At 72.6% G+C, this 12,949-nt stretch carries 8 protein-coding genes and 2 tRNA genes; 3 read left to right on the top strand and 7 right to left on the bottom strand.

The annotated features are described in order from the left end of the window. Positions 1-53: 53 nt before the first annotated feature. Entirely contained in the window at positions 54-2,468 is a 2,415-nt protein-coding gene (locus tag ACZ6EM_RS17915; protein ID WP_465772726.1) for a transglycosylase domain-containing protein, read from the bottom strand. Between the two features lie 224 nt (positions 2,469-2,692). Next, a tRNA-Lys gene (locus ACZ6EM_RS17910) sits at positions 2,693-2,766 on the bottom strand. A 240-nt stretch (positions 2,767-3,006) separates the two neighbouring features. Between ACZ6EM_RS17910 and ACZ6EM_RS17905 the strand changes: the two genes are divergently transcribed. Continuing rightward, positions 3,007-3,891, top strand: a complete 885-nt coding sequence (locus ACZ6EM_RS17905) for an alpha/beta fold hydrolase (protein WP_465772791.1) — start codon at positions 3,007-3,009, stop codon at positions 3,889-3,891. Between the two features lie 89 nt (positions 3,892-3,980). Here ACZ6EM_RS17905 and ACZ6EM_RS17900 read toward each other — a convergent pair. From ACZ6EM_RS17900 to ACZ6EM_RS17885, 4 genes are all read right to left on the bottom strand, one after another. Beyond that, a tRNA-Lys gene (locus ACZ6EM_RS17900) sits at positions 3,981-4,054 on the bottom strand. Positions 4,055-4,114: 60 nt separating this feature from the next. Continuing rightward, positions 4,115-6,196 (bottom strand): ABC transporter ATP-binding protein, encoded by a 2,082-nt coding sequence (locus tag ACZ6EM_RS17895; protein ID WP_465772725.1) that lies wholly within the window; start codon positions 6,194-6,196, stop codon positions 4,115-4,117. Continuing rightward, a complete protein-coding gene (locus ACZ6EM_RS17890) occupies positions 6,193-7,140 on the bottom strand; it encodes an ABC transporter permease (protein WP_401043965.1) in 948 nt (315 codons plus the stop codon). The genes ACZ6EM_RS17895 and ACZ6EM_RS17890 overlap by 4 nt, the downstream gene beginning before the upstream one ends. Positions 7,141-7,156: 16 nt before the next feature. Further along, positions 7,157-8,137, bottom strand: coding sequence for an ABC transporter permease (locus ACZ6EM_RS17885; protein WP_401043962.1), 981 nt, complete (start codon positions 8,135-8,137; stop codon positions 7,157-7,159). 327 nt (positions 8,138-8,464) lie between these two features. Here ACZ6EM_RS17885 and ACZ6EM_RS17880 point away from each other — a divergent pair, with 327 nt between their 5' ends. Beyond that, positions 8,465-10,165: an ABC transporter family substrate-binding protein gene (locus ACZ6EM_RS17880; RefSeq protein WP_465772724.1), complete on the top strand. Its 1,701-nt coding sequence runs from the start codon at positions 8,465-8,467 to the stop codon at positions 10,163-10,165. A 508-nt stretch (positions 10,166-10,673) separates the two neighbouring features. Beyond that, positions 10,674-11,918 (top strand): low temperature requirement protein A, encoded by a 1,245-nt coding sequence (locus ACZ6EM_RS17875; protein WP_452178078.1) that lies wholly within the window; start codon positions 10,674-10,676, stop codon positions 11,916-11,918. A gap of 16 nt (positions 11,919-11,934) precedes the next feature. Here ACZ6EM_RS17875 and ACZ6EM_RS17870 read toward each other — a convergent pair whose 3' ends face one another. Continuing rightward, positions 11,935-12,942, bottom strand: a complete 1,008-nt coding sequence (locus ACZ6EM_RS17870; protein WP_465772723.1) for a LysR family transcriptional regulator — start codon at positions 12,940-12,942, stop codon at positions 11,935-11,937. Between the last annotated feature and the right edge of the window lie 7 nt (positions 12,943-12,949).

Raw genomic sequence — 12,949 nt, 5'->3', positions numbered from 1 at the left:
CGTCAGTCACCGGCCCTCAGCCACCGGTCACCGGTCGCCGGCCCCGCCGGCCCTCAGCCACCGGCCGAGGCGCCCGCCCCCGTGAGCGCGTCCGCCCCGCCCGTGGGCTGGGTGGTCGGCCGGCTGGTCGGGGGCGCGGTCGGCTGGGTGGTCGGCGTCGTCGGCTTCGAGGTGGGCCGGGGCGGCCGGGTGGGCTGGGTGGTCGGCTGGCTGGTCGGCGGAGCCGTCGGTGCGGTGGTCGCACCGCCGTCGGTGCCGCCCGGCGAGGTCGAGCCGTCGCCCGGCGCCGTGGTGGGGCCGGTGCTCGGGGCGCCGGTGGGGGCGCTCGTCGACGGGGTGCCGCTCGGCGTGCTCGGGGCGGTCGGCAGGTCGATGGCGCCCGAGGAGTCGCCGCCGGCCGGGGTCGGGAAGTCGCCGACCGGCTGACCCTTGAGCGCGGCCTTCATGTAGCTGGTCCAGATCTGGGCCGGGAACTGGCCGCCGGCCGCGCCGTCGATGCCGCCGACGCCGCTCAGGCTGACCTGGGCGCCGGTGCCCGGATCCTGGCCGAACAGGGCGACCGAGGTGACCAGTTCGGGGGTGTAGCCCACGAACCAGACCGACTTCTGGTCGTCGGTGGTGCCGGTCTTGCCGGCCACCGGGCGGCCGAGCGCCTTCGCCCGCCAGCCGGTGCCGCCCGGGTCGCTCACCACGCCCTGGAGCATCGAGGTGACCTGGTTGGCGGTGTCCTCGCTGATCGCCTGGGTGGTCTTGTGCGCGGGCAGTGCCACGTTCTCGCCCTCGCGGTCCACCGACTGCACCAGCCACGGGGTGATCTGCTTGCCGCCGTTGTCCAGCGTGGCGTACACGCCCGCCATGTCGAGCACGCTCGGGGTGGCCGCGCCCAGCGGGATGGACGGCACTGGGTCGAGCCCCGGGATGTTGCCGGGCAGGCCCATCGCGACGGCGGTGTCCTTGACCTTCTGGAGCCCGGTGTCCTGCGCGAGCTGCGCGAACGCCGAGTTGACCGACCAGTCGGTGGCCTGCTGGAGGCTGATCTGGCCGTAGCTCTTGTCGCCCTCGTTCGGCGGCGCGTACGGGGTGCCCTTGCCGCCGCGGACCTTCCGGCCGCTGGTGCCGTCGTAGACCGTGCGCGGGGTGATGGTGCGGCCGTCCTGGGTCTTGGCCTCGTTCTCGAACGCGGCGGCCAGCGCGATCGCCTTGAAGGTCGAGCCGGCCTGGTAGTCGCGCCGGGTGGCGTTGTCGACGTAGTGCTTCACGTAGTCGACGCCGCCGTACAGGGCGACGACCGCGCCGGTCTTCGGGTCCACCGAGGCGGCGCCGGCCTGGGCGGCCGCGTCCTTCTTCCGCTTGTCCGGGTTCAGGCTGTCGTGCAACTGGGCCTGGACGGAGTCCTGGAGGGCCTGCTGGCGGGCCGGGTCGATGCTCAGCTTGATCGTGTAGCCGCCCTTGGCCAGCTCGGTCTCGCTGATCACCCCGCTGGAGGTGAGGTACTGGGTGGCGGCGTCGACCAGGTAGCCGGCCTGGCCGGACAGGCCCGGGTTGGGCTGCGGGTCCCGGACGTCCGGGAAGGTGGTCGCGGCCCGCTCGTCCGCGGAGAGCCAGCCCTCCTTGACCATGCCGTCGAGCACGTAGTTCCAGCGGTTGACGGCGTTCTGCTTGCCCGCCGCGGTCGCGGTGGCGACGTCGTACGCGCTCGGGGCGTTCAGCAGGGTGGCCAGGTAGGCGCCCTGGGCGGCGTTGAGGGCCGACGCGTCGATGCCGAAGTACGCCTGGGCGGCGGCCTGGATGCCGTAGGCGCCGCGGCCGTAGTAGGAGGTGTTCAGGTAGCCGGAGAGGATGTCGTTCTTGCTCTCGGTGGCGTCCACCTTGATGGCGATGAACAGTTCCTTCACCTTGCGGGTGATCGACTGCTTCTGGTTCAGGTACGTGTTCTTCACGTACTGCTGGGTGATGGTGGAGCCGCCCTGGGTCCCCTGGCCCTTGGCGGTCTTGATCGCGGCCCGGGCCAGGCCCTGGACGTTGACCGCGCCCTCGTTGTAGAAGTTCCGGTCCTCGGCGGCCAGCGCGGCGTGCTGGGCGGCGGGGGAGACCTTGTCCAGGGAGACGTTCTGCCGGTTGGTCTGACCGGTGCGGGTGAGCACCGAACCGTCCGAGTAGAGCCAGGTGTTGCTCTGGGCGGTCGCGGCGGCGTGCGCGTCCGGCACCTTCACCAGGGTGATCCCCAGCGCGAACAGGCCGATGCCGAGCAGCAGCGCCGTGCCGAAGCCGAGCAGGGTCATCCGCCAGGTGGGTATCAGCCGGCGGATGCCGGTGCGCTTCGGGCGACGCGACTTCCTGCCGCCGGATCCGTCGGACCCGCCGGTGCGGCCCGACCCGCCGGCCGGGCCGGTGGAGCGCTTGAACCGCTTGACCGGGCGGAGGCTGATCGACGGCGTGCTACGGCCGCTCTGGGCGTTTCTGGACAATGCGCGGCCTTTCCTGCGGGCGCATCGAGGCAGCCGGCACGGACGGGGACATCGGCGGTTGGGGACCTTTGTCCCGATTCAGGTTCTACTGCCCTGGACGAGCAGAATGGGCCGGATGGCTCCGGTGAATCGCCGATCGAGACCGACATCACACGCAAAACGGACGTCGGAGGCCAAAAAATCGGGGAGCCCCTCGCTGCTGCGAGAGGCTCCCCAACTGTCTGTGCGCCGCCAGGGACTCGAACCCCGGACCCGCTGATTAAGAGTCAGCTGCTCTAACCAACTGAGCTAGCGGCGCCTGCTGACCTGGAAAACAATACACGCTTCCGGGGGGTGTCTCGAACCGGCTGCGGGTCACCCCCGGGCCACTCGGACGGCTGCTGCCCGACCTGCCCCTTTCCTTCCGGTTGGTCCGGAGTTCGCCGCTGGTTAGGGTGGAACGGTGCCCCGCCTCCAGCCCGGCCACCGGACCGCACGGACGGCGGTCGCCACCCTGCTGCTGCTCAGCGCCGTGGCGTACACCGCCTGGGTGCTGGAGGTGCGCCGGTTCGGGCCCCGGACCGCCGGCCGGGCGCGCTTCCTGCGCGTCGACGGCGTCCCGCTGCACGTCCGCGTCGAGGGCAGTGGACCGGTCTGCCTGCTCTCCGGCGGCCTCGGCATCAGCTGGTTCGACTGGGACCTGGTCGTCCCCTTCCTCACCCCGTACCGCACCGTGGTCCGCTTCGACCGGCCCGGCTACGGGCTGAGCGCCCCCGAGCCCGCCACCGGACGGCCCGCGCCGACGGCGGCCGGCGAGGCCGGACGCATCCGGGCGGTGCTGGACGGCCTGGGGCTGCGGGAGCCGTGCACCGTGGTCGGGCACTCGCTCGCGGGCTTCCACGTGGAGGCCTTCGCCCGGCTGCACCCCGAGCGGACCGCCGGGCTGGTGCTGGTGGACGGCAGCGTGGAGGCGGCGGCCCGGCCGTACCCGGCGCCCGGCGCGCGCGACCTGGCGGCCCGGGCGGTGGCCGGCGCCGCCACCGCCCTCGCCGTGCCCTACCTGCTGGGCCCGTCCGTCCGCCGGGCCACGGCGCGGCTGTCCACCGTCCGCCGTGAGGACCTCGCCCCGGCGCCGCTGGTGCGGCACTGCTACCGCACCGGGCGGGCCCTGCGCGCGCTGCTGCGGGAGAACGGCCGCTACCTCGACACGGCCGCCGAGCTGGACGGGCTGCGGAGCACCCGGCCGCTGGCGGAGGACCTGCCGATCACCGTGCTGGCCGCCGACGACGGCTGCCGGACCCGCCGCACCGAGGAGTGGCTGGCCCGGCAGCGGGAGCTGGCGGCGCTGCTCGGGGCGGACTTCCGCATCACCGCCCCGGCCGGGCACCTGGTGATGTTCGACCGCCCGGACGCGGTGGCCTCGGCCGTGCTCGACACCCGCTGAGCCGCCACCGGGGCGTCCCGTCGGCTCGTTGCAGGGCCGGAAACGCCTCAGGCCGCCCACCGGAGTGGACGGCCTGAGACCTTGCCATGTGCGCCGCCAGGGACTCGAACCCCGGACCCGCTGATTAAGAGTCAGCTGCTCTAACCAACTGAGCTAGCGGCGCCCGCTGACGTCGAAGACTTTACACGGCGCCGACCGGATCCACCGAATCGTGTTCGAGTGATCACCCTGTGTCGTTTCCTCCGGGGTCCGGGTGGTGGCAGGCCGCACTGTGGTCTGTCCCCGGCGCGCCCTCGACCAGGGCCGGCCGTTCCCGCTCGCAGCGGGCCCGGTCCGCCGGGGACGTCAGTCCGGCGTAGCGCGGGCAGCGGGTGCGGAAGACGCAGCCGGTGCGGCGCTCGGTGGGCGGGGGAGGGTCGCCGGCCAGCAGGACGCGGTCGCGGGCGCGTTCGGCGGCGGGGTCGGGGAGCGGGACGGCCGAGAGCAGGGCGCGGGTGTAGGGGTGGCGGGGGCGGTCGAAGACGGCGGTCACCTCGCCCTGCTCGACCGTCCGGCCGAGGTACATCACGCTGACCCGGTCGGCGAGGTGCCGGATGACCGAGAGGTCGTGCGAGACGAACAGGTAGGACAGGCCCAGCTCGGCCTTGAGCGCCTGGAGCAGGTTGAGCACGCCGGCCTGGATGGAGACGTCCAGCGCGGAGACCGGTTCGTCCAGCACCAGCAGGCCGGGCCGGACGGCGAGCGCCCGGGCGATGGAGACGCGCTGGCGCTGGCCGCCGGAGAACTGGTGCGGGTAGCGGACGGCGTGCTCCGGGTCGAGGCCGACCTGGCGCAGCAGCTCGGGCACCCGGCGGGCGATCTCCTCGCGCGGGGTGCGCTGGGCGAGCAGCGGTTCGGCGACGATGTCGCCGATCGGCATTCGGGGGTCCAGGCTGGCCATCGGGTCCTGGAAGACGATCTGCACCCGGGCGCGGAGCCGGTGGGTCTCGGCCCGGGTGAGGGCGGCGGTGTCCCGGCCGAACAGTTCGATCCGGCCGGTCTCCGGGGCGCCGAGCCGCAGCAACTCGAACAGGGTGGTGGACTTGCCGGAGCCGGACTCGCCGACCAGGCCGAGGGTCTCGCCCTCCCGCAGGTCCAGGTCGACGCCGTCCACCGCGTACACCTCGCCGACCTTGCGCTTGAACACGGTGCCCTTGAGCAGGGGAAACGTTTTTCCGAGGTCGGTCACCGACAGCACCGGCGTCCGTGCGGAGCGGTCGCGGGGGCCGACGGCGGTGGAGGGCAGCTCCGGGACGGGATAGACCTCGGCCGGCGCGGGCCGCCGATCGGCGAGCTCCGCCGAGCGCACGCACGCCGACAGGTGGCCGTCCGCCCCCTCCAGGGCGGGCTCGGCCGTGGCGCAGCGCTCCTGCGCCAGCGGGCAGCGCGCCGCGAACGGGCAGCCCGGGGGCAGTTCGGCCATCGGTGCCGGGGTGCCGGGGATCGGCACGAGCGGACCGCCGCGCCCGTCCAGCCGGGGCAGTGCGCCGATCAGGCCGAGCGAGTAGGGGTGGTGGGGGGCCGCGAACAGTTCGTCGACCCCGGCCGTCTCGACCACCCGTCCGGCGTACATCACCGCGACCCGGTCGGCCGTTCCGGCGATCACCCCGAGGTCGTGGCTGACCAGGACGAGGGCCGCGCCGGTCTCCTGCCGGGCGGTGCGCAGCACGTCCAGCACCTGGGCCTGGATGGTGACGTCGAGCGCGGTGGTGGGCTCGTCGGCGAGCAGGATGTCGGGTTCGTTGGCGACCGCCATGGCGATCATCGCGCGTTGGCGCATGCCGCCGGAGAACTCGTGCGGGAAGCTGTCCAGGGCCCGGTCGGGCGCCGGGATGCCGACCAGGTCGAGGAGTTCGGCGGCCCGGCGGCGCGCGGCGGCCTTGTCCACCCGCTGGTGGATGCGGACCGCCTCGGCGATCTGGTCGCCGATCCGGTAGACCGGGGTGAAGGCGGAGAGCGGGTCCTGGAAGACCATGGCGATCCGGCGGCCGCGGATCGCGGCGAGCTCCCGGCCCGGCAGCCCGACCAGTTCCCGTCCGTCCAGCCGCACCGAGCCGCTGACGCTCGCCGTGCCGGGCAGCAGCCCGAGCACGGACAGCGCGGTGACGGACTTGCCGGAGCCGGACTCGCCGACGATGCCGAGGGTTTCGCCGCGCCGCAGGGTGAGGTCCACCCCGCGGACGGCGGGGACCGGGCCGTCGGGCCCGGCGAAGTCCACCCGCAGGTCCCGGACGGCGAGCAGCGGGGTTTCGACGGTGGTGGTCACGGGTGCTTCCTACGGCCGGCGGAACGACGGGTACGGGGCGAACGGCGGGGCGCGGCCCCGGAGGTGGGGTCGAGCGCGTCGCGCAGCCCGTCCCCGATCAGGTTGACGGCGAGGACGAACAGCACCAGCAGGGCGGCGGCGAAGTAGAACAGCCAGGGGAACACCGGGGCCTCACCGGTTCCGGCGGCGAGCAGGGTGCCGAGCGAGACGTCCGGCGGCTTGACCCCGAAGCCGAAGTAGGAGAGCGCCGTCTCGCTCATCACGGCGCCGCCGACCGCGATGGTGGCGTCGATGATGAGGAAGGAGGCGACGTTCGGCAGGATGTGCCGGCTGATGATCCGCAGCGGCCGCACCCCCATGAAGCGTGCGGCGCGGACGAATTCGCGCTCGCGCAGCGAGATGGTCATCGAGCGGACCACCCGGGCGGTGATCATCCAGTTGAACAGGGCGAGCAGCAGGACGAAGGCGATCCAGCCGGCGCCCTTCAGCCGGGCCGAGACGATGGTGATGATCAGGAAGGCGGGGAAGACCAGCAGCAGGTCCACCAGGAACATCAGCGCCCGGTCGGCCCAGCCGCCGAAGTAGCCGGCGCAGGCGCCGACCACGGAGGCCAGCACGGTGGAGAACAGTGCCACCAGCAGGCCGATGACCAGCGACTTCTGCAGGCCGCGGACGGTCTGCGCGAAGACGTCCTGACCGACCCCGTTGGTGCCGAACCAGTGCTCGGCGGAGGGGGGTTGGTGCAGTGCGGAGAAGTCGGGAGTGGCGTAGTCCCAGGGTGTGAGGTACGGGCCGCCGAAGGCGAGCAGGAACAGCAGCAGGACGACGACGGTCCCGGCGACGGCGCCGCGGGCGGCGAGCAGCCGGTTGAGCACGAGCCGTCCGCGACCGGTGGTCCGGGGACCGGTGGCCGGGGCGGAGGGATCGGCGACGGTGGTGGTCATCTCAGGTCACCTCCGGTCAGGACCGCACGCGCGGGTCGAGGGCGGCGTGCAGGGTGTCGGCGAGGAAGCCGGAGGCGAGGACGACGACGGCGGTGAACAGGTTGACGGCCACCACGGAGTTGACGTCCTGTTCGTTGATCGACTGGATCAGCCACTCGCCCATGCCGTGCCAGCCGAAGATCGTCTCGGTGAAGATCGCGCCGGTGAAGATGCCCAGGAAGCTGTAGGCGAACATGGTCGACATCGGGATCACCGCGGTGCGCAGTCCGTGCTTGAGCAGCGCCCGGCCGCGGGTCAGACCCTTGGCCTCGGCGGTGCGCAGGTAGTCCGAGCCGAGCACGTCGAGCATGGTGCCGCGCTGGTAGCGGCTGTACGTGGCGAGGCCGCCGAGGGCCAGCGAGATCGTGGGCAGCAGCAGGTGCAGCGCCCAGTCGGCGAGGTGGGTGCCGAGGCCGCCGGTGAGCCCGGGGGTCTCGTAGCCGGTGAACGGGATCACCTCGTGGCCGACCGCGTCCTTGGCGGTGATCGCGCCGTTCTTGAGGAACAGCGCGACCAGGAAGACCGGGGTGGAGAGCAGTACGAAGGACAGCACGGTGAGCAGCCGGTCGGAGACCCGGTACTGGCGCACCGCGCTCCAGGCCCCGGCCGCGACGCCCAGGACCATGCCGAGCAGGCTGCCGATCAGCAGCAGGCGCAGCGAGACCCAGACCCGGCGGCCGAAGTCGTCGGTGACCGGGGTGTCGTGGATGGTCCGGCCGAGGTCGCCGTGGAGCAGCCCGCCGGCCCAGTGGCCGAAGCGCTCGACGACCGGGGTGCGGTCGTTCAGGTTGAGCGCGGTGAGCTGGCGTTCGACCGATTCGGCGGCCGGGCGGGGGACCTTGGCGTCGAAGTAGGTGCGCGGCTGCAGGGCGGTCGCGGAGATCGCGTACGCCAGGAAGACGGCGGCGATCAGCAGCACCGCGTAGTAGCCCAGGCGTTTCGCCAGGTAGCGGAGCATCAACGGCCGCCCGCTGCGGTGCGGGTGGGGCCGACGCGTCTGGTGGGCATCGGTTGGCCTTCGGTCCAGGCCCGTTCGGGCGTCAGTCGGGTGGTTTGGCAAGGGAGTTGGGAAAGCGCAGGTCAGAGTGAAGCACCGGCGCACTGAGGTGGTGTTGCGTCCGTGTTGCCGTGTGTGACTTTTGGATCAGACGTGCGCTCCTCCCCCTGGTGGTCGGTCTGATCCGCTGTTACGTTCTGCTCGCTCGATGCCGAATTGGCTGCCCACGCTCAAGCCTCGTCACACCTCGCGCGCCCCACATCCCGTCATCGATCCCAGGGGACCCTCATGGACGCTTCCACCACGGCCGGCCGTCTCGGCCGGGCGGCCGCCCTCGCCGTCGCCGTCGCGCTCGCGGTCACCGCGTGCACCTCGGGCGGGGGTGGCTCCGTCGACGGCGCGGCCAGGAGCGAGCCGCCGGGACAGGGCTCCAACGACCTCAACCCCAAGCCGCTGGACCAGATCAAGGACGGCGGCGAGGTGCGCTTCCCGCTGTACCAGTGGATCACCCAGTGGAATCCGCTGCAGGTGGACGGCTACTACGGTTCCACGGTCTCGATCATGCGCAACCTGGAGCCTTCGCTCTTCACCACGGACGCCGCCGGCACCTTCCTGCCCGACCCGGACTACCTGGTGGACGCCAAGGTCACCTCGACCTCGCCGCAGGTGGTCACCTACAAGCTCAACCCCAAGGCCAAGTGGTCGGACGGCAAGCCGCTGAGCTACCTGGACTTCAAGGCCGACTGGCAGGCCGCGAGCGGCAAGGACCCGGCGTACAACCTCTCCGACCCGTCCGGCTACGAGCAGATCTCCGCGGTCGAGCAGGGCGCCGACCCGAGCGAGGTCAAGGTCACCTTCGCCGAGCCGTACGCCGACTGGCAGAACCTGTTCCGCCCGCTGATGCCGGCGGCCGGCATCTCCACCCCGGACGACTTCAACAAGGGCTGGGTGGAGAAGATCCCGATCACCGCGGGCGCGCTGAAGGTCGGCACGGCGGACAAGACCGCGCAGACCCTGACCCTCGTCCCGGACCCGGCCTGGTGGGGCACCAGGGCCAAGGTCGACAAGGTGACCTTCCGGGTGATGTCCCAGGCGGCGACGACCCAGGCGTACCTCAACAACGAGATCGACTACGCCGCGGCCGGCACCGCCACCGCGTACGGGCAGCTCAAGAGCGCCAAGGACACCGTGATCCGGGCCGCCAGTCCGTGGGACGAGGTGCACATCTCCTTCGGCGGCACCGGCGCGCTGGAGGACCGGAAGGTCCGCCAGGCGCTCGGCAGGGCGCTGGACCGCCCGGCACTGATCAAGATCGCCAACAACGGGGTGCCGGTGGAGTTCAAGCCGCTCGGCAACCACATCTTCATGCCCAACCAGACCGGGTACCAGGACACCTCCGGCGACTGGGCGAAGTTCGACCCGGCCGCGGCCAAGAAGCTGCTGGACGAGGCGGGCTGGAAGGAGTCCGGCGGCCAGCCGCGGACCAAGGACGGCCGGCCGCTGGAACTGCACTGGGTGCTCAACGACTCCACGCCGCAGGCCCAGATCGACCTGGCCACCGCGGCGGTGGCGATGTGGCAGGCGGTCGGGGTCAAGGTCAGCCTGGACAAGGTGGCGGCCAACGACTTCTTCACCAAGTACGTGAACCCGGGCAAGTTCGAGATCGCGAGCTGGCGCAACACCGACTCCTTCCCGCTGTCCAAGAGCCTGACCAACTTCCGGCTGCCGGTGGGTGACAACAGCTTCAGCAACCCCTCGCGCCTGGGCAGCCAGGAGATCGACGACCTGCTGAAGAAGGCGGCCGGGACGGTCGACCCGCAGGAGGCGGCGAAGCTCTACAACCAGGCGGACGCGAAGATCTGGGAACTCGGCCACACCGTCGAGCTCTACCAGCGGCCGGAGGTGGTGGCGACCCGCAAGGGCCTGGCCAACTACGGGGCCTTCGGCCTGGCGGGGGAGGACTACAGCAGGATCGGCTGGGAGAAGTAGCCGGCGCCGGGACGGGACGGGCCGCACGGCAGGCGCTGGCGAGCAGCGCGGTGATCACGAGGCCGGTGGCGCGGACGCGGGAGGATCGGCTCTGCCGCCCCCGCTGTCCCGCCACCCGCCTTGACCTTCCGCGTTGCCCGCAGGCCGCCCGTGTCATGGGGCCCGGCAGGGCCCGCGCTCTTCCAACCGGGGAAGAATCTAGCGGCGCGCCGGTCGCCCGCGGGGCAGCGCGCGGGGCGCGCCCGGAAACCCGCCGCGCTGTCACCCGGTTCGCGCACCGGAGCGTCAACTGGGGCTGACGACAAGGGAAAAAGGGATATTCAGGGCCATCGTGACCGGGGGCGCGCGGGGTTCTCGCTACGCGCCCGAGCGTGCACACCTGCCCTGCCCGAGCGTGCACACTGCCCTGCCGGCGCGTGCACACCTGCCGCGCCGGTGCGTGCACCGGGCCGGAGGCGCTGCCAGGATGCGCGGGACGACCCCCCTCCCGACTCCCGGAGCAGCTCCGATGGTCAGTGACCCCGCAGCCGCGGCACCCCCCGGCCACCCCGTCGACCCGCCGCCGGTGCGCCGGATGGTCCCGCGCGACCGGCACGAGCCGCACCGGGTCGCCACCCCGCTGGAGCTCTTCTTCGACCTCTGCTTCGTGGTCGCGGTGGGCCAGGCCGGGCGCGAACTGGCCCACTCCCTGGCGGCCGGGCACTACGGCGAGGGCCTGCGCGGCTACACGCTGACCTTCTTCGCGATCTGGTGGGCCTGGATGAACTTCACCTGGTTCGCCTCCGCGTACGACGTCGACGACGTGCCGTACCGGGTCACCACGCTGGTGCAGATCGCCGGGGTGCTGATCCTCGCCGCCGGGGTGCCGCGGCTGTTCGCCACCCAGGACCTGACGCTGTCGATCGTCGGCTACGTGGTGATGCGCCTGGCGATGGTCACCCAGTGGCTGCGCGCGGCCGCCGGCGAACAGGGCCCGGCGCGCCGGGTCGCGCTGGGCTACGCGGCGGGGATCACGCTCTGCCAGGTCGGCTGGGTGGTGGTGCTGTTCCTGCCGCCCGGCGTCCGGTCGTACGTCATCCCGGTCGGGGTGCTGTGCGAGCTGGCCGTGCCGGTGATCGCCGAGCTGCGGATGCGGACCTCCTGGCACCCGCACCACATCGCCGAGCGGTACGGGCTGTTCACCCTGATCGTGCTCGGCGAGACGGTGGCGGCCGCGACCGTCGCGGTGCAGTCGGCGGTGGACGGGCACGAGAGCCCGGGGCGGCTGGTACCGGTCGCGGTCGGCGGGCTGCTGATCTGCTTCTCGGCCTGGTGGATCTACTTCGCCCGGTCCGTCCACGAGCACCTGCGGTCCAACCGGCAGGCACTGGTCTGGGGGTACGGGCACTACCTGGTGTTCGGCTCGGCGGCGGCGATCGGCACCGGGCTGGAGGTCGCGGTGGAGTCGGCGGTGCACAAGGCGCACATCTCGGAGACCGCCGCCACCGCGACGGTCACCGTGCCCACCGCGCTCTATCTGTTCACGGTCTGGTTGCTGCACTCCCGGCACACCAAGCGGGGCGCGGTGGCCCAGGCGGTGGCGCCGACGGGGGCCGTGCTGGTGCTGGCCTGCACCGCGCTCGGCGGCTCCGGGGTGCTCGCGGCGGGCCTGGTCTGCGCGCTGATGGTCGCGGTGGGCGTGCTGATCCACGGCCGGGAGAGCAGGCGGGCGGGTGCCGGCGGGCCGGGTGCCGGCAGCGCGGGTGCCCGCTAGCCCCGTCCCTCACACCTCACTCGGGAGAGTGAGGACCGGGCGCCTGAACCGGCAGAGTTCGGAGGAGGGCCGGACCCCGCCCGACCTCCGCATCGTGAGATTCCGAGGCCATCGCCAGTCGGCTGTCGATCGTCACGTCCAGGTGCGGAGCCTCCGGCCAGCCGCTCACCACCTCCCGGACCATCGCGAGGAAGTCCCCCGTCCGGGGATGGACGGGGTGAGCGGGGTGGGCGAGGTAGACGGTGGCGCCGGGGGCGTCCGAGACCGGGAGGAAGCGGACGCCCGGATGGCCGTGGCTCTCCGCGGTGCCTGCCGCGCCGAGGCCGAACGCACCGCCGGTGGCGATGAGGTTCAGCCACTCGTCCACGTTGCCCACCTCGACCGTCCCGACCGGGCGCTGCTCCGGGGGCCACAGGTCCGGTGAGGCGGTACCGACGCCCGGCCACAGGGCCAGCGGGAGGTCCTGGCGGACGGTGAGTTCGGCCAGCAGCACCCGGTCCCGGTCGGCAAGGGGGTGGTCGTCGGACACGGCCGCGACCTGGCCTTCCGTGTAGAGGGCCTCGGTACGGATGCGCGGATCGGCGGGGACGGTGCGGAGCACTGCCACGTCGGTGTCCCCGGTGGCGAGGCCTGCGGTGCTGTTGTCCCGCCGGACCACCTCGAGCGGGGCGTGCGGGTACGTGCGGCGCCACGACCGGAGCAGCGGGACGGTCTGCTGTCCGAGCACCGCGCAGGTGTAGCCCAGCCGTAGGGGGCGGGAGATCGTCCGGGCCTCCGCGAGGGCCGCATCCAGGTGGGCGAGGATCGCCCGGGCGTGTTCGAGGAGGGTGGTGCCGGCCTGGGTGAGGGCCAGGTGCCGGGAGGAGCGGTCGACGAGCCGGACGCCGACGCGGGTCTCCATCTGGGCAAGCGTGCGGGAGAGGGCGGGTTGCGTCATGTGCAGCCGGGCTGCGGCGGCGGTGACGGTGCCCGCCTCTGCCAGCGCGTCCAGGGCCCTGAGGTGACGCAGTTCCACATCATCCATGCCCGCA

Source organism: Kitasatospora sp. NPDC041917 (genome assembly GCF_055589745.1).
The sequence above is the reverse complement of the archived record's forward strand: the minus strand, read 5'-3'. Positions and strand labels throughout refer to the sequence as shown.